The 16,623-nt window shown below is 74.0% G+C and carries 13 protein-coding genes; 7 read left to right on the top strand and 6 right to left on the bottom strand.

The features are described 5' to 3' along the window. Positions 1-39: 39 nt before the first annotated feature. From hpnC to hpnE, 3 genes are read left to right on the top strand one after another with little or no spacing between them, the layout of a single operon-like run. The gene (gene hpnC / locus FXF51_RS55255; RefSeq protein WP_148442911.1) at positions 40-876 is read left to right on the top strand and encodes a squalene synthase HpnC; all 837 of its coding nucleotides are present in this window, start codon (positions 40-42) and stop codon (positions 874-876) included. After that, complete coding sequence (locus FXF51_RS62280; protein ID WP_148442910.1) at positions 873-1,769, top strand: phytoene/squalene synthase family protein; 897 nt, start codon at positions 873-875, stop codon at positions 1,767-1,769. Before hpnC ends, FXF51_RS62280 begins: the two co-directional genes overlap by 4 nt. Beyond that, positions 1,766-3,082: a hydroxysqualene dehydroxylase HpnE gene (gene hpnE, locus FXF51_RS55245; RefSeq protein ID WP_262380530.1), complete on the top strand. Its 1,317-nt coding sequence runs from the start codon at positions 1,766-1,768 to the stop codon at positions 3,080-3,082. The genes FXF51_RS62280 and hpnE overlap by 4 nt, the downstream gene beginning before the upstream one ends. A gap of 16 nt (positions 3,083-3,098) precedes the next feature. Here hpnE and FXF51_RS55240 read toward each other — a convergent pair whose 3' ends face one another. Genes FXF51_RS55240 through FXF51_RS62275 form a run of 5 tightly spaced genes read right to left on the bottom strand, consistent with a single transcriptional unit; the run spans position 3,099 to position 10,855 of the window. Then, positions 3,099-5,039, bottom strand: coding sequence for a prenyltransferase/squalene oxidase repeat-containing protein (locus FXF51_RS55240; protein ID WP_148442908.1), 1,941 nt, complete (start codon positions 5,037-5,039; stop codon positions 3,099-3,101). Continuing rightward, the gene (locus FXF51_RS55235) at positions 5,036-6,139 is read right to left on the bottom strand and encodes a Rieske 2Fe-2S domain-containing protein (protein WP_148442907.1); all 1,104 of its coding nucleotides are present in this window, start codon (positions 6,137-6,139) and stop codon (positions 5,036-5,038) included. The genes FXF51_RS55240 and FXF51_RS55235 overlap by 4 nt, the downstream gene beginning before the upstream one ends. Then, on the bottom strand, positions 6,136-7,545 hold the full coding sequence (locus tag FXF51_RS55230) for a cytochrome P450 (protein WP_148442906.1): 1,410 nt from the start codon (positions 7,543-7,545) through the stop codon (positions 6,136-6,138). The genes FXF51_RS55235 and FXF51_RS55230 overlap by 4 nt, the downstream gene beginning before the upstream one ends. A gap of 2 nt (positions 7,546-7,547) precedes the next feature. Next, on the bottom strand, positions 7,548-8,534 hold the full coding sequence (locus FXF51_RS55225; protein WP_187415104.1) for an NAD-dependent epimerase/dehydratase family protein: 987 nt from the start codon (positions 8,532-8,534) through the stop codon (positions 7,548-7,550). Beyond that, complete coding sequence (locus FXF51_RS62275; protein ID WP_148442905.1) at positions 8,531-10,855, bottom strand: MMPL family transporter; 2,325 nt, start codon at positions 10,853-10,855, stop codon at positions 8,531-8,533. Before FXF51_RS62275 ends, FXF51_RS55225 begins: the two co-directional genes overlap by 4 nt. 79 nt (positions 10,856-10,934) lie before the next feature. Here FXF51_RS62275 and FXF51_RS55215 point away from each other — a divergent pair, with 79 nt between their 5' ends. From FXF51_RS55215 to FXF51_RS55200, 4 genes are all read left to right on the top strand, one after another. Beyond that, positions 10,935-11,978 (top strand): hypothetical protein, encoded by a 1,044-nt coding sequence (locus tag FXF51_RS55215; RefSeq protein ID WP_187415103.1) that lies wholly within the window; start codon positions 10,935-10,937, stop codon positions 11,976-11,978. An 8-nt stretch (positions 11,979-11,986) separates the two neighbouring features. After that, positions 11,987-13,357 (top strand): FAD-dependent oxidoreductase, encoded by a 1,371-nt coding sequence (locus tag FXF51_RS55210; protein ID WP_148442903.1) that lies wholly within the window; start codon positions 11,987-11,989, stop codon positions 13,355-13,357. Positions 13,358-13,529: 172 nt separating this feature from the next. Continuing rightward, positions 13,530-14,756 (top strand): sulfotransferase family protein, encoded by a 1,227-nt coding sequence (locus FXF51_RS55205; protein WP_148442902.1) that lies wholly within the window; start codon positions 13,530-13,532, stop codon positions 14,754-14,756. Positions 14,757-14,796: 40 nt separating this feature from the next. Beyond that, positions 14,797-16,170, top strand: coding sequence for a hypothetical protein (locus FXF51_RS55200; protein WP_148442901.1), 1,374 nt, complete (start codon positions 14,797-14,799; stop codon positions 16,168-16,170). Here FXF51_RS55200 and FXF51_RS55195 read toward each other — a convergent pair. Further along, positions 16,136-16,540 carry a hypothetical protein gene (locus FXF51_RS55195; RefSeq protein WP_148442900.1) on the bottom strand — a complete coding sequence of 135 codons (405 nt, stop codon included), beginning with the start codon at positions 16,538-16,540 and terminating at the stop codon, positions 16,136-16,138. The two genes, FXF51_RS55200 and FXF51_RS55195, sit on opposite strands and share 35 nt — an antisense overlap. Between the last annotated feature and the right edge of the window lie 83 nt (positions 16,541-16,623).

Below are 16,623 nucleotides of genomic sequence, written 5' to 3'. Positions count from 1 at the left end.
AACAGTGTGTAGTCGCTTGACCTCGTCCACACGAAGGAGCTGAGTGCCATCGGGCTGCCGGACGCCGCGACCATCAGGGACAAGGCCCACCACGAGAACTTCCCCGTCGCCCTCCGCCTGCTGCCGGCGTCCACCCGCCGCCACCTCATCGCCTTCTACTGCTTCGCCCGCCTCGTCGACGACGCCGGCGACGAGTACGCCGGGGACCGCCTAGCCGCCCTGGACGAGCTGGACCGCGACGTCACCCGCGTCTTCACCGCCGGCCCCCGGCACCCGGTGTTGCAGACGCTCCAGCGCTCGGTGCGCGAGCTCGGCCTGCCACAGCGACCGCTGCGGGACCTGATCGAAGCCAACCGGCGTGACCAGCGGGTGACCAGGTACGCCACGTTCGACGAGCTGCTCGGCTACTGCGCGCTGTCGGCGAACCCCGTCGGCAGGCTCGTCCTGCACGCGTTCGGCGCCGCGACCCCCGCCAGGGCACGGTTGTCCGACCTGATCTGCAGTGCTCTTCAGCTCATCGAGCATGTGCAGGACGTCGCCGAGGACCACGCGCGAGGGCGGATCTATCTGCCGGGTGCGGATCTGACCAGGTTCGGGTGCACCGAGGAGGACCTGGCCGCGCCGTCCGCTCGCGGGAACCTGCGGGCGCTGGTCGCCTTCGAGTGCGAACGCGCCGAACGGCTGCTGGACCTGGGCGTCCCGCTGATCAGGACCCTGCCGTGGCGGCAGGCGCTCGCGGTCGCCGCGTACGTGGCGGGCGGGCGCGCGGCGCTGGCGGCGATCCGGCGGGCCGGGTATGACGTTCTGGCGCATCGGCCCGTTCCCGGCCGGGCCGGGTTCGCGCGTGCGCTGCTCGCCACCTGGCGGCGACGGTGACCCCGGACGGGCGCGCCACCGCCGCCGTGGACGCCGCGTATGCCTGGTGCGAGCGTACGACGTGGCGGGAGGCTCGCAACTTCGCGTACGGCATCTGGCTGCTGCCCGCGCGGCAGCGCCGGGCGATGTGCGCCGTCTACGCGCTGGCCCGGCGCATCGACGACATCGGGGACGGCACGCTGCCGCCGCACCGCAAGCTCGCTCACCTCCAGCGCGTCCGTGAGCAGATCGGCCACCTGGACGAGGAGGGCGGGCGAGGAGCGGAGGACGGGCGTGTCCTGGCCGCGGTGGCCGATGCCACGCGCAGGTTCGGGCTGCCGTTGCGGGCGTTCGCCGACCTCGTCGACGGCGTCGAGATGGACGTGCGCGGCACGCGCTACGCCACCTGGCCCGACCTCGCGCTCTACTGCCATCGGGTGGCCGGCACGATCGGCAGGCTGTCGGTCGCGGTGTTCCAGGCCGCCGACCGGGAACGCGCCGACACGCTCGCCGACTCCCTCGGCACCGGCCTGCAAGTCACCAACATCCTGCGCGACCTCCGCGAGGACCTGGCGTGCGGCCGCCACTACCTGCCCGCCGAGGACGTGGCCCGCTTCGGCTGCACGGGCACGCCCGCGCCCACCCCCGCCTTCGCCGAGCTGGTGCGCTTCCAGGCGGCCAGGGCGGACGGCCTCATGCGGGACGGGCTGCGGCTGCTGCCACTGATCGGCCGCAGGCAGGCGGCGTGCGTGGCCGCCATGAGCGGCGTCTACCGCGCGGTGCTGCGGCGCATCGCCCGCGACCCGCTCCAGGTGCTGGAGCGCCGGGTGACGGTGCCCGGCCTGGCCAAAACCGGCGTGGCGGCGCGGGCACTGCTGCTGCCCGACGGTACCGGAGTGAAGGAGATCTGGTGAGACGGGTGCTGGTGGTGGGCGGCGGGCTGGCGGGCACGGCGGCGGCGCTGGAGCTGGCCGACGCGGGCGTGACCGTCGAGCTGGCGGAGACGCGGCCACGGCTGGGCGGGGCCGCCTGCTCCTACCGCCGGGGCGAGCTGACCGTGGACAACGGCCAGCATGTCTTCCTGCGCTGCTGCGAGGCGTACCGGTGGTTCCTGGAGCGGGTGCGGGCCGCCGACAGGGTCGAGATTCAGCCGCGCCTGTCGATCCCGGTGCTCGGCCCGCGCGGTGTGCGGGGGCGGCTGTACCGGGACCGGCTGCCGGCGCCGCTGCACCTGGCGCGTGCCCTGTCGGTGTACCCGCACGTCCCGGCGGGGCAGCGGCTGGCCGCCGCGCGGGCGGTGCTGGCCATGCGGCGGCTGGACCCGTCCGACCCGGAGGTGGATCGGCGCAGCTTCGGCGAGTGGCTCGAAGCGCGCGGCCAGTCCGTGGCCGCGTTCGAAGGGCTGTGGGAGCTGATCGGCAGGGCCACGCTGAACGCCTCCGCGGCGCAGGCGTCGCTCGCGCTGGCCGCTCAGGTGTTCCGCACCGGGCTGCTGTCGGCCGCCGGCGCGTCCGACCTCGGGTACGCCCGCGTCCCGCTGGGCGACATCCACGATCGGGCGGCGGGCGAGGCGCTGCGCGAGGCCGGGGTGCGGGTGCTGCCGCGCACCCGGGTGCGCGCCGTCGCGCTGGACGGGGAGGGGGTCGAAGCGTTCTACGCGGGGGGCTCGCTGCGGGCCGACGCCGTGGTGCTGGCGGTGCCGCACGACGTGGCCGCCCGGCTGGTGCCCGCCGCGGCCGACGCGGACGCGTCCCGCTTCGCGCGGCTCGGCGCCTCGCCGATCGTCAACGTGCACCTGCGGTACGACCGTCGCGTCACCGACCTGCCCTTCGCCGCCGGGGTCGGCACCCCCGTCGAGTGGGTCTTCGATCGGACCGCGGCGGCCGGGTGCGGCGGTCAGTATCTCGCCGTGTCGCTGTCGGCTGCCACCCGGGTGGTGGACTGGCCCGTGGAGGAGTTCCGTCGGGTGTTCCCCAGCGCCGTGGCGGAGTTGTTCCCGGCGGCGCGGCGGGCCTGGCTGGTGGAGTTCTTCGTGACGCGGGAGCGTTCCGCCACCTTCCTGGGCGCGCCGGGGACCGCCGCGCTCCGGCCCGGGCCCCGGACGGGGTCGCCGCGGGTGTTCCTGGCCGGCGCGTGGACGGCCACCGGGTGGCCCGCCACCATGGAGGGCGCGGTACGCAGCGGCAGGGCCGCCGCCGAGGCGCTGCTCAGCGGGCCGCCCGCGTAAGCCGCCCGCCGCCTCGTCATTCAGCTGCTCGGGCACGCAGGTAGGCGCCGAGTGCCCAGGCCGGGAAGTAGGCGGCGTAGAGCCGGTAGTGCAGCATCGCGGTGCCGAAGAACACCCCGGTGACAGCCTCCTGGGTCCAGGAGCCGTCCGCGTTCTGATGCCGGCGCAACCACTCCACCCCACCCGCGGTCACCTCATCGTCCACGGCCCCGCAGAACAGCAGCGCCAGCACGGCCCACGCGGTCATCACGGGCTGGCTGCGAGGATGGGCCACGTGCCGCCGTTCCAGGCATCCCGAGTAGTGCTCCCCCCAGCCGCCATCGGGCCGCCGCGCGCCGCGCACCCAGGCCGCCGCCCGGCCGAGTTCGGGAGCGTCGGGCCTGAGCCCGGCGGCGCGCAGGCCGCGTACCGCCATGAAGGTGCCGTAGGTGTGGTGCACGCCCCAGACGGCGGGAAAGGCCCCGGTGGGGAGTTGCTGGCGGAGGAGGAAGCGGGTGCCGCGCCGGATGCCGTCGCGGGCGCGGGCGCGCACCCCTCCCCCCAGGTACGGCATGGCGCGGGCCAGCCCCGTCAGTGCCGAGCCCGTGCATTCGGCGTACGAGCCCTCGACCATGCAGCGGGCGTACATCTCCGACGGGTTGAGAGCCTCCAGCAGCCGCGGCCCGCGGCGGGCCTCGTAGGTGCCGAAGCCGCCGTCGCGGTTCTGGCGGTCGAGGATGAACGCGGCGGCGGCGGCCATCCTGGCGGGCGGGAGCGGCACGCCGGGGGCGGCGGCGAGGGCGGCGAGCGCTTCGGCGGTGCAGTCGCTGACGGGCCAGCGGTGGCCGCCTTCGGAGAAGCACCAGCCGCCCGTGATCGGGGCGCGGCCCTCGGGGGCCGGGGCGGGCAGCGGTTCGGTGAGCTGCGCGCCGCTCAGGAACGCGGCGCCGGCGCGCACGGCATGGACGACGCGGGCCCCTCCGTCGCCCGCCGTGAGTGCTTCCAGGGCGAACGCGGTGTCCCATGAGTGCGACCGCGCCCCGCAGTACCGGATGCCCTCCTGCGGATCGCGCCACCGCCAGTACTCGAGCCCCGCCAAGCTCGGCCCGAGCTCGGGGTGACGGGGATCGGCGGCGAACAGCACCAGGCAGTTGAGCAGCCCGTTGACCGGCGACAACGCCAGGTGCCCGGTGGCGCGCTGCTCCTCGACGACCCGCCGCAGGCACCGGCTCAGCGCCCGCTGCCGCACCCCGTCCGGGATCGCCCGCTCGCAGCCGAGCAGCAGACGGTGCAGCAGGCGCAGCGGCGCGGACGGCGCGACGTGGGTGTCGGCGGGGCTGAGCGCGTCGCGGCAGGCGGCGAAGGCGTCCGGGGTCTTGGCCCGCTCCCCGTGCAGCTCGGTGCGGAGCTGGGCGGTGAGGGCGCCCGGGTCGGCGTGGAAGCGGCGGCCGTAGAGGTAGGCGAGGGCCTGGTAGATGGCGCGCGTGTGGCAGTAGAGCCGGTCCGGGTGCGCGGGCAGCGCGCGGGGCAGCAGGAACAGCTCGGGCGGGAACGGGTTGACGCCGTCGTAGTGGTAGAGGCCGAGCAGCGACAGCCACAGCTTGCCCCACGTCGGGATCGCCTGGACGCCGCCGGGCTGCCGGTGCAGCCACGCGCGGGCCTGGGCGGCGAGCGGGTCACCGGGGGGCACGCCGAGCAGGCGCAGCGCGACGTAGGCGAGGGTGGTGAAGAAGACGTAGGGGCCGGATTCCGGATGCATGCCCCAGCCGCCCTCGCCGGTGCGGGTCAGGCGGTAGTGGAGCAGGATGTCCTCGCGTTCCGCCTGGTCGGTCACGGGGCGGCCGACGACGTGGCGGACGATCACGTACTGGGAGAGGATCATGGTGTTCCACACCATCTCGCCCTCCCAGGAGCCGTCGTCCCGCTGGAGGCCGGTGAGGTGGCGCAGGGCGAGCCGGTGTGCCTGCTCGGCGGTCATGCGCGCCCCCGGCCGGCACGGTCGAGATAGTCCTGCCACTTGCGGACGGTCAGGTCCTGGAACAGGTGCACCGCCGGGTTGAGCTCGACGATGGGCGAGGCGTGGTTGCGTTCGTAGCCGGCCTGCTCGGCCTCGACGGCGGCGCCGTCCTCCAGGAGCAGTGGCCGGACGGAGAGCGCGCCACCCAGCTTCAGCAGCGGTCTCATGGCCCACCGGGGGAAGCGGAACGGGGTGAACGGGATCCGGAAGGCGTCGAAGTAGAAGATGAAGAACACGCGGGTGGTGGTCCTGTCGATGGGCAGCACGAAGCACCAGTGCTTGATGATGCCGCCGGTGTCGGAGCGCTGGTAGGGGTAGTCGAAGCAGAGGTCGATCCTGGTGGTGTCGCCCCTGCGCCGGTCGACGAGCAGCCCGGAGATCCGGCCGCCGCCGATCAGCGTGTCGTAGCTGAGGAACACCCGGTCGCCGCGCAGCTCGTGGCCGGTGAGCCGGGCGTCCCAGAAGGGGCGGTACTTGCGGTGCAGGTAGGCGTGGGTGAAGTCGCTGACGTTGTCGATGATCATCGAGTGGTGGGCGCGCCAGGTGAAGTCGGCCTCCACGCGGGCCCAGGGGCGGGGGCCCTCGATCTCGGGGATGTCGGGGATGTCGCGTTCGGCGGCCATCGCGGGGTCGCCGGGGAAGAGCCAGATGAGGCCGTGGCGGACGCGTACCGGATAGCTGCGCACCCGGACCTCGGGCTGGGCGCGGCCGAACAGGTCGTGCGCGTAGTGGACGACGTTGCCCTCGCCGTCGTACGTCCAGCCGTGGTAGGTGCAGGTCAGGTGGCAGCCGTCGACCTCGCCCCTGGACAGCTTGAGCTGACGGTGGGCGCAGCGGTTCTCCAGGGCCCGCACCTGACCGTCGGAGCCTCGGTAGAGGGCGATGGACCGGTTCCAGAACCGCGCCTCGACGACCTGGCCTGGAGCCACGGCCCTGTCGTACTCGACGGCGTACCAGTAGTCGGGGTCCAGTCCGGCGGCGCGGACCCGCTGCCGCTTGTTGCGGGCCTCGGCGAAGGAGGGCGGCGGGCCCGGCTCGCGGGCGAAGTGGTCGGCTCTCATCGTTCTCCCTGAGAGGCGCTCTGGCGGCTGCGGTAGCGGACCAGGCAGGGGGCGCGCGGTCCTGGGACGAAGGTGGAGTAGTCAGGAGGGTTGGGGCTCCGCACGAGCTCCAGCTCGAAGCGGCGCAGCAGCACCGCCCAGATGACCTTGACCTGCTGGTAGGCGAAGGCGAGGCCGACGCACCGGTGCTTGCCGCCGCCGAAGCCGATGAGGCTGTACGCGGCCTTGCCCTCCTCCCGGCCCTGGGCGTGGCGGCCGGGGTCGTAGCGGTCGGGGTCGCGGAAGAGGTGCGGCAGGCGGTGGGAGACGCCCGGGGAGAGCATCACGAGCGTGCCCGGTTCGACGCGGTGGCCGTCGATGTCGATCGGCCGCAGGGCCTTGCGCAGGAGCACGACCAGCGGGGGGCGGAGGCGTTCCGCCTCGCGTACGCAGTGGTCCAGCCGTTGCAGGCGCAGGAGGGTGCGCAGGTCGAGGGCGGAACCGGCGTCCGGGGCGGCGGCGGTGGCAGTGTCGGCGGCGGCGGTGGCGGTGTCGGCGGCGGTGGCGAAGGCCGCGTCCAGCTCGGCGAGGAGCGGCGGCAGGTGCTCGGGGTGTTCGAGGAGCAGGACGCCGGTCCAGGTGGCCAGGACGGCGCTGGTGTGCTGGCCGGCGAAGATCAGCGCGAGGAGGAGCCCCGCGACGGTCTCCTCCGTCAGGGGGCTGCCGTCGGCGTACGACGAGGCCATCAGCACCGACAGCAGGTCGGGGCGGTCAGGAGCGGGGGTGCGGCGCCGCTCCCTGACGATCTCGCCGATGGCGGCGGCGATGCGGCGGCGGGCCCGGTCGCGGCGGCGGAAGGCGGGCAGCGGCAGGTACGGGTTGAGCAGCCCCGCCAGCCGGATGCCGGACTCCAGGTCGTGGTAGAGCCCCGGCAGCTCGCCGCTCAGCCGCTGCTGGAACTCCTCCCCCACCAGGCACCGGCCGGCGATGGCGACGGTCAGCTCGTTCAGCGACACCGCCAGGTCGGCCGTGCCCTCGCGGCCCCAGCGCGAGAAGTACTCCTCCGCCTCCCCCACCATCAGGTCCAGGTAGGTCTGCAGCCGGGCGGAGGTCAACGCCGGGCGGACGAAGCCGAGCTGCTCGTCCATCACCGCGGGCTCGGCGTCGTAGGCGATGCCCGCGCCGAACACCGGCGACATGAACCGGTAGGCCTCGCGCGGGCTGAGCACGGACTCGTCCGCGTGGAAGACCGTCTCGTGGGCCGGCGGGCCGCACGCGAAGACCACCTCCTGGCCGAGCAGGTGGAAGGAGTAGACGTCGCCGGCCGCTTCGCGGCCCCGGCGCAGGAAGGACACGGGGTCACGGCCGAACGCGCGGGCGTGCCCGAGCCAGGGCAGCCCGCCGGGCAGCCGGGGAGGACGGGGCATGGTCACCTCAGCAATCCGCGGCGGCGGAAGCACGCGTACGCCTCCGCCACCGCCTCGGCGATGGACGTCGGCCGGTAGCCCAGCTCGCGGCGGGCCTTGCCGGTGTCGGCCCGGCGCTGCGAGCGCAGGAACCGGACGGCGGCCGGGGTGAAGCGTTGCGGGGCGCCGGGCCGCAGGCGGCGCACGAGCGGGTCGGTGACGGCGGCGGCGGCCGACATCAGCGGCCCCGGCACCCGCACCGGCAACACCGATCGCCCCAGTGCGCTCGCGCAGAGGCCGAGCAGTTGCTCCACGGTCAGGAACTGGGTCGAAAAGATGTAGCGGTGGCCGGTCGTGCCGCGCTCCATGGCCAGCAGGTGCCCCCGCGCGAGGTCGGCGGCGTTGACGAACTCGAAGCCGCCGGGCACGTAGGCGCGCAGCCGGCCTCGGGCGAAGTCGAGCAGCGTCCGGCCCAGCCGGGACGGGCCGTGGTCGTGCGGCCCGACGATCGCCGTCGAGACGGCGATCACCACGTCCAGCCCCGCGACGACGGCTTTGAGGCATTCGTGCTCGACCAGGGCCTTGGTGTGCGAGTACGGCAGCACCTGGCCGAAGGGGTAGAACGGCATCGTCTCGTCGCTGGGCCGCCCGGGCTCGTGGCCGACCGCGCTGAGCGAGCCGGTGACGACGACCCTGCGCACGTCCGCCCGCCGGGCCGCGGCCAGGAGGTTGCCGGTGCCCGCCACGTTGCAGTCGAAGAGCTCCCGCTCGCGTCCCGCCCTGGTAGAGATCCTGGCGGCGCAGTGGTAGACGCGTTCGCAGCCCGACACCGCGCGGGCCAGGGCGTCCTCGTCGCGCAGGTCGCCCTCGACGCGTTCGACGGGCAGGCCGTCGAGCGCCTCGCCGCGGCTGCCCGGCCGTACGAGCACGCGGACGGCCGCCTGGTCGGCGAGCAGGCGTCTGACGAGGTTCGCACCGAGGTGTCCGGTTCCGCCGGTGACCAGGATCACGAGGCACGTCCCGGTACGGCGGAAGGCAGGCGGCGGAGTCGCGCCGGCGCCCACCAGTTGGCCTCGCCGGCCAGGCGCATGAACGCGGGCAGCAGCAGGCCGCGGATCAGGGTCGCGTCGACGAGCACGGCCAGGGCCAGCCCGAGGCCGGTCAGCTTCAGCGCGGTGATGCCGGAGGTCACCAGCGCCAGCAGCACGCAGACCAGCACCGCGCCGGCCGAGGTGACGAGCGTGGCCGTGCCCCGTACGCCCTCGGCCACCGCGCGGGCGTTGTCCCCGGTGGCGTCGTGCAGCTCCTTGATCTTGGACAGGATGAAGAACTCGTAGTCCAGGGACAGGCCGAAGGCCACGAATCCGACGATCAGCGGGGCGTTGATGTCGATCGTGCCGGTGACGGTGAAGTCGCCGACGAGCCAGCGCAGGTTGCCGTCCTGGAAGATGTGGACGATCAGGCCGAAGCCGGCGGTGAGGCTCAGCGCGCTGAGCGCGACCGCCTTGACGGGCACCAGGACGCTGCCCGTGAAGGCGAACAGCAGCGCCATCACGATGCCCGCGATCAGTGCCAGGGCCCATGGGAGGCGTTCCGCGAGTGCCTGCCGGGTGTCGAGGAGCACCGCCGCCCGGCCGCCGACCAGCGCGGGGGCCGGGGAGGGCAGGGCTCTCAGCCGGGACACCAGCTCCACGTTCCGCTCCGGTGCCGGCGACACGGGGACGACCCGCACCCACGCCCCCGCCGCACCCGCGTAGGCGGCCGTCGCCCCACCGGCCGTCGCCCCACCGGCCATCGCCCCACCGGCCATCGCCCCACCGGCCATCGCCCCACCGGCCGTCGCCCCACCGGCCGTCGCCCCACCGGCCGGACCGTCCTGCCGCCCGCCCACATCACCCCCGGTCTGCCGCCCATCCGCGTAGCCGCCGGTCGCCGTCTCCACCCGCCGCACCCCCTCCTGCCGCGACAGCGCCGCGGCGTACGCGTCGAGCCGCCCGTCCGCGGCCGCACCGGGCAGGACCACCGCGATCGCGGCGGAGGCATCCTCGGGAAACCGGGTACGCAGATCCTCCGCGGCCTGATGCGCCGTCGAGGACGCAGGCAGCACCCGGTCATCGGGCAGCCCGAACGACGCCCTGGTGAACGGCACCGCGCACAGAACGAGCGCGAGCGTGACGGTGACGAGCACGGGCCAGGGACGGCGCATGGTCACCCCGACCAGCACCCCCCACGGGTCCCTGCCCGGCCCGTGACGCCGCCGCCACGGGATCCGGCCGCGGTCGATCCACCGTCCGAACAGCTTGAGCAGAGCCGGCAGCAGGGCCAGGCTCATGACGGCGGACAGCAGGACGACCGACAGCCCGGCGACGGCGAGCGAGCGCACGAACGGCGTGGGGAAGACCAGCAGGGCCGCGAGGGAGAGCCCGACGGCGACGGCGGAGAAGACCACGGTGCGGCCCGCCGTCGCCATCATGGCGCGGACGGCGCAGTCGCCGCAGCGCCCCCGGCCGCGTTCCTCGCGGTAGCGGGTGAGCAGGATCAGGCTGTAGTCGACGGCCAGGCCGAGCCCGAGCATGGACGACATGTTGAGCGCGAAGTGCGAGATGTCGAGCAGTCCGGCCAGCAGCCCGAGCAGGGCGACGGTCCCAGCGACCGCGCACAGGCCGACGGCCAGCGGGAACGACGCGCTCACGACGCCGCCGAAGACGGCGATGAGGATCAGCGCGGTGAGGGGCACGGCGACGGCCTCGGCGCGCAGCATGTCGGTCCTCGACTGGTCCTCCACCTCGTTGGCGATGTGCGCCGCCCCGGTCGCCATGAGGGTCAGCGGAGGGTAGGCGGGGCCGAGTGTCCCGGTGAGCCGCCGTGCCGTGGCCCGCCTGGCGTCGCCGTCCCCTCGCAGGCGGACGAGGAGCTGAGCGGCGCGCCCGTCACGCGACCGGAGCGCCGAACCGCCGGACGCCGTCCAGTGCGAGGTGACGGCGGCGACCCCGGGATCGGCCGCGATCGCCCGCGTGAGCCCGACGCCCGCGGCCCGCTCCGCGGGCAGATCCACGGACCGCCCGGCGCGGGCGACGACCACCAGATCCGGCTCCCCGGCCGCGAACCCGTCGGCGAGCAGCCGCGCGGCACGATCGGCCTCGCCACCGGCCACCGAGAACCCGACGTCCCGCAGCCCGCCCGACAGCGCCCCGCCCGCGAGCGCCGTGACGAGCAGCGTGAGGAGCGCGGCCGCGACGACGAGCCGCGGCATCCGCAGCACGAGCGTCCCGGCCCTGGCGAGAAGCCCGCGCGCCTCCGGCTGGTGCCCGCCGAGGCACCCTGACTCCATGGCCAATGCCACTCCCCGACCTTGTGTTATCACTCTCAGTAGTAATATAACTACAAAGAGTAATCATCAAGGGGGTCAGGTGAATCTTGTTCCGGCGGCCTGCGTCTACCTCGGGTTCGTGGCGGCCCTGTTCGCCGGTTCCCTGGTCCTGCCCGGCCGCCGCCTGCGGGGCGCTCCCCTGCCGGACGGCACGCGACGCCTCTACCGCGTCAACGGGCCGGCCCTGCTGGGGGTGGTGGGGCTCGGGGCGGGCGTGCTGGCGGTCGTCCTGCCGGAGGCGCTCGGCTTCCCGTACCGGAACGCCGTGGCGCTCTTCGTGGTGGCCAACCTGTTCGCGGTCGCGGCCACGCTCGTGCTGTACGCGCGCGCCCCCGGCCCCAAACGCCCGCGCGACCTGTTCTCCGGCGTCGAGCTGAACCCCACCCTGGCGGGCGTCGACCTGAAGCTGTTCTCCTACCGGCCGTCGCTGATGGGCCTGCTCCTGATCAACGTCTCCTTCGCCGCCGCACAGTTGGAGCGGCACGGCGAGCTGACCGGCCGCATGCTGCTCTACCAGGCGTTCTGCGCCCTGTACACGATCAACTACTTCCAGTTCGAGCACGGGATGCTGCACACCTGGGACATCATCGCCGAACGCTTCGGCGGCATGCTGATCTGGGGCGACTACGTCCTGGTCCCGTTCTTCTACAGCCTGCCCGGCTGGTTCCTGGTGGACACGCTCACGCCGCTGCCCGCGTGGGCGGGCGTGACCGCCTGCCTCGCCTTCGCCTTCGGGTTCTGGCTGTTCCGGGGCGCGAACGGCCAGAAGCACCGGGCCAGGACCGATCCGGAGGCCCGCATCTGGGGGCGGCCCGCGCGCTTCCTGGACGGCAAGCTGCTCGTCTCCGGCTTCTGGGGCGTCGGCCGCAAGCTCAACTACACCGGCGAGCTGCTGATGTACGCGAGCTGGACGGCGCTGTGCGGCCTGGCCTCACCCGTCCCCTACCTGCTGCCCGCCTGGCTCGCGGTGCTACTGATCCACCGCGCCTGGCGCGACGACCGGCGCTGCCGGGAGAAGTACGGCCCCCTGTGGGACGCCTACTGCCGCCACGCCCGGTTCCGCATGATCCCCTTCGTCTACTGAGAGGCACCATGGCGCGACGTGTCTGCATCATCGGCGGCGGCATCTCCGGCCTCGGCGCCGCCTGGGCCCTGGCCCGCCATCAGGAAACCTTCGACTGCCATTTGTACGAGAAGGCGGACCGGCTCGGCGGCAACGCGGTCACCGTGGACTTCCCCGCCGCCTCCGGCGGGACGGTGCCAGCGGACATCTCCGTCACCGCGTTCATCCCGTCGGTCTATCCGAACTACATCGAGCTCATGGCCGCCTGCGGCGTGACCCCCGTGGACACCCGTTTCAGCCTCGCCGTCCAGTACGGCGGCGACGAGTACGCCCACGACACCGCCTCTCCGCTGCGGCACCGCCTGCGCGGCGACTTCCGGCGCTTCAGGCTGCTGATGGCCCTGCTGTCGCGCGTCAACGAGCTCAACAGGAGACCCTCGATCCCGGCCGCCCTGGCCAACCCGTTCAACTACGTCAGCATGCGCCGCATGCTCGACCTCTACCGGATCTCCGACGAGTTCCGCTACAAGGTGCTCAAGCCGCTGTTCGTCAACCTCGTCCTCGCCTCCGGCGTGTTCGACCTGCCCGCCTCGCTCTTCTCCCGCTTCCTCGACTTCTTCGACGTCGAGCACGCCACCCCGATGGTCACCTGGCAGGGCGGCACCCGCGCCATCTACGACCGGATGGCCGAGACCCTCGGCGGGCGCGTGCACCTGGGCCGGGCGGCGGTGCGGGTGCGCCGGGACCGGCGCGGCGTCACGGTGATCGACGACGCGGGCCGGGCCGAGCGGTTCGACGACGTGGTGCTCGCCTGCCACGCCGACCAGGCCCTGGCGCTGCTGGCGGGCCCGTCCGTGCGGGAGCGGCTGGTCCTGGGCGCGATGCGCTACGACGACAGCATGTACGGGCGGGGCGTCGCGCACACCGACGGGTCCGTGCTGCCGGAGGACGCTCAGGACCGCAGCACGTTCGTCCGGCACCGCGACGGCGGCCTCCCGGACGACTACGAGATCACCTACGCGATGCACAACCAGCAGGCGTGGGCGCGCGAGGCGGGGGTGCCGTGCCTGGTCACCTACAACCCCCGCCATCCCATCGACGAGTCCAAGGTGGTGCGGCAGGTGGGGTTCCGGCACGTCGTGCACGACGTCTTCCACACCACGGCGCTGCTGGGGGCGCTGCCGCTGCTGCAGGGCAGGCGGCACACCTGGTTCTGCGGCGCGCACACCACCGTCAACAGCCAGGAGCACGCCTTCCTGTCGGGGCTGGCGGTCGCGCGGCGGCTGGGCGCCGACTACCCGTTCCCGCACAACGCCGAGGCGCTCGCCTGGTTCAACTTCCACGGCACCCTCATGCACGGCCGCCGCTTCCCGCGCGCCGTCCCGGTGACGGCCGCATGACCGCGCCACGGCCGAGGGCCGCATCTCGGGCGCGAGCCGCATCTCGGGCGCGAGCCGCATCTCGGGCGCGAGCCGCATCTCGGGCGCGATCTCGGGCGCGAGCCGCATCTTGGGCGGGGGACGTATCTCGGGCGGGGGCCGTCAACGCGCGCGCCGTCCCGGTGGTGGTCGCGTGACCGGATCGCCGTCGTGGCCCGTGTGGGGTGGCCGCACCGCTGGTGACGTGCCGGAGGTCGCGACGTGGGTGCGGGCCGTCAACACGGTCGCGAGTGCCGCCGGGCTGGGCCGCCCGCGCGCCGGGCACGGCTCCCTGGTCCCGCTGGAGCGGGCCGCCCGCCGCCGCACCGGCATCGACCTGCCCGTCGAGGACGGCTTCCGCGCCGGAATGGCCCGGCTGCTGCGCTCGTACATGGCCGTCCCCGAGCTGACCCCGGTCGGAAGGATGGCGGTGCGCGACGACATCACCCGCCGCCTGACCAACTGGCTGCGCGTCCACGACGGCCCGGCTCCCGGCCCGGCCCCCGCCGACCCGGTCTTCGTGGTGGGCCTGCCCCGCAGCGGCACCACGTTGCTGCACCGCCTGCTCGCCGCCGCCCCCGGCATGCGCTGCCTGCCGTTCTGGGAGCTGCTCACCCCCGACCCCCGGCTGGCCACCGCCCGCCGCATCCGCACCGCCCGGATGACGGTCACCCTGATGAACGTGATGGCCCCCGCCGCGCAGGCCGTGCACCCCCTGCACGCGCGGGAGGCGGAGGAGTGCGTCTTCCTGACCCCGCACACCCCGTTCCACCACACGCGCGCCCGGATCCCCGGCTACCACCGCTGGTACGTGACCCAGCACGACAAGCGCGAGGACTACCGCCACCTCGCCCTGCACCTGCGTCGGCTGAACGGGCGGCACAGGTGGGTGCTGAAGTCGCCGTTCCACCTCTGGGCGCTGGACGACCTGCTCGCCGTCTTCCCCGGCGCCACTCTCGTGTGGATCCACCGGCGGCCGTCGGCGGCCATCGCGTCGTGGTGCAGGTGGATGGAGGTCACCCTGTCGCTCCACAACCGGGCCGTCGACCGCCACCAGATCGGCGCCGACTGGCTGGGGATGTGGCGGGAGGCCATGACGGCGGCGCTGCGGGCCCGCGCGCGGTCGGAGGCTCCCGGCCGGTTCATCGACGTGTCCTATCAGGCGCTCGCCGCCGACCCGCGCGCGACGGCCCGGCAGGTCCTGGCCCTGCTGGGCCAGGGGCCGCTCCCCCTGGATCTCGGCCGGTCCGTGACGCGCCGTGGCGGCCCGGCGCGTCCGCCCGAGCGGTACGGGCTCACCGGCCCCGCCATCGACCGGCTCTTCGCCGACTACGTCTCGACGTTCGCCGACCGGCTCGACGCGGAGGACGCCCCCCGATGACCCCGCCATCCGGCCCGCCCGAAGCGGAGGGCACCCCGCGATGACGCCCCGAGATCACCCGGCGCTGGGCCGTCCCGGCCTGGCCACCATGCACGGTGACGCCGGATCCACCGACGTCACGCCCTTCCCCGGCCCCGGCGACGGCCCGGTCCGCGTCCGGCGCGGCCTCGCCTTCGCCGCCTGCTCGACGCTGCTGATCGGCCGCGACGGGCACCTGCTCGTCCTGTGCACCAGGATCCGCGACAGGCGGCCGGCCGTCCTGGTGGCCGACCCCGTCACGCTGCGCCCCCTCGCCGCGCTCCCGTTGGCCAGGGGCGCCCTGCTCGGCGGCTGTTACGGTTTCCTGGACGCGGATGACCGGGTGGTGCTGGCCGACGGCAACGGCGACCTGCTACGCGTCGCGCACCGGCGACGGCGCGACGGGCGCAGGTTCCTGGAGGTGGCGGAACGCACGCCGCTCCGGCCGTTCTTCACAGAGAAGGAGCACGTCGTCGCCGTCCTGCCCGACTGGCACGGCCGGGTGTGGTTCGCCACCGACGCGGGCCTCGTCGGCGTCGCCGATCCCGCCACCGGCCGGGTGTCGGCGATCCCGCTGCCCGACGGCGAGCGCGTGCACAAGGGCATCTCCCTGGCGCCGCCCGGGACGGCCGCGGTCGTCACCGACCACGCCCTCTACCTGCTCACGGCCCCTCCGGGCGGCGGCCCGGCGATCCGCTGGCGGCATCCTTACGACCGGGGCCACGCCCGTAAGCCCGGCCGGCTCTCGCGTGGGTCGGGCACCACACCGACGTTCTTCGGCCCCGCCTCGGGCGCCGAGTACGTGGCCGTGATCGACAACGCCCGCCCGAGCGAGCGCCTGCTCGTCCTCGACACCGCCACCGGCCGCCCGCTCTGCTCGGCGCCCCTGTTCGAGCCCGGCGCAGGAGCCACCGAATGCTCGCCCATCGCCGTCGGGACCAGCCTGTACGCGATCAACACGCACGGCTACCGCTACCCGGCGCTTCCCGCCGGGGCCGGACCGTCCCGGCCGCGCCGGGCGCCGTTCCGCGGCGGCATGACGCGCGTCGACCTGGCGCCGGAGTCCGGCGAGCACGAGGTCAGGTGGACGTCGCCGCTGCGGGTCACCTCCACGCCGCAGTACTCGGAGCCGGACGGGCTCATCTACGCCACCACGCGCGGGCCGGGCGTCGTGCCGGTCACCCGCTACTCCGTCATCGATCCCGCCACGGGGCGGGAGGTCTCCGGCAGGAACGCCGGGCCCGCCTTCCCGCACGCTCCGCTGCACATGGCGCCCGTGCTGTCCCCTGACGGGGTGCTGTACCAGGGCACGCTGGTGGGGCTGATCAGCGTCGCACCCACCAGCGCCGGCGGTCCCGCGGTCAGTCGACCTTGGCCTCCCGGCCGTGGACGATGAGCGCGTACAGCACCAGGACGTCCACCGCGATGACGGCGAGCGACCACCAGGGGTTCACGGCGATCCAGGTGAGCTGGGTCAGCGCGTTCAGCATGACCAGGACGACGCCGACCATCCTGGCCCAGGTCTGGCCGACGCTGACGGCGATGCCCGTGGCCAGGAGCAGGACGCCGAGGGCGAGATGCAGCCAGCCCCAGGTGGTGACGTCGAAGAGCAGGAGCCGGTTGGGCGTCTGTACGTAGACCCGGTTGGCGAAGACGGCGGCGAGACCGGTGATGATGTTGAACAGCCCGGCCAGGACCATCATCATGCCGCCGAACCAGATCCAGCCGACCCAGCCGGTCACCTGGCGCGCATGGTGGTAGGTCATCGGAACCCTCCCCCGTTAGATCTCTGGCTTCGGTGTGGTGCTTCCCCACCCAGTCGGACCAAATACGACAATCGGGTTTAAAT

Source organism: Nonomuraea sp. PA05, from assembly GCF_008086045.1.
Lineage (GTDB): Bacteria > Actinomycetota > Actinomycetes > Streptosporangiales > Streptosporangiaceae > Nonomuraea > Nonomuraea monospora.
The sequence above is the reverse complement of the archived record's forward strand: the minus strand, read 5'-3'. Positions and strand labels throughout refer to the sequence as shown.

Excerpts from the sequence above, each read along its gene's own strand:
- FXF51_RS55240 (WP_148442908.1), bottom strand. The coding sequence starts at position 5,039 with ATGACCGCCGAGCAGGCACACCGGCTCGCCCTGCGCCACCTCACCGGC.
- FXF51_RS55235 (WP_148442907.1), bottom strand. The coding sequence starts at position 6,139 with ATGAGAGCCGACCACTTCGCCCGCGAGCCGGGCCCGCCGCCCTCCTTC.
- FXF51_RS55230 (WP_148442906.1), bottom strand. The coding sequence starts at position 7,545 with ATGCCCCGTCCTCCCCGGCTGCCCGGCGGGCTGCCCTGGCTCGGGCAC.
- FXF51_RS62275 (WP_148442905.1), bottom strand. The coding sequence starts at position 10,855 with ATGGAGTCAGGGTGCCTCGGCGGGCACCAGCCGGAGGCGCGCGGGCTT.
- FXF51_RS55210 (WP_148442903.1), top strand. The coding sequence starts at position 11,987 with ATGGCGCGACGTGTCTGCATCATCGGCGGCGGCATCTCCGGCCTCGGC.
- FXF51_RS55200 (WP_148442901.1), top strand. The coding sequence starts at position 14,797 with ATGACGCCCCGAGATCACCCGGCGCTGGGCCGTCCCGGCCTGGCCACC.
- FXF51_RS55195 (WP_148442900.1), bottom strand. The coding sequence starts at position 16,540 with ATGACCTACCACCATGCGCGCCAGGTGACCGGCTGGGTCGGCTGGATC.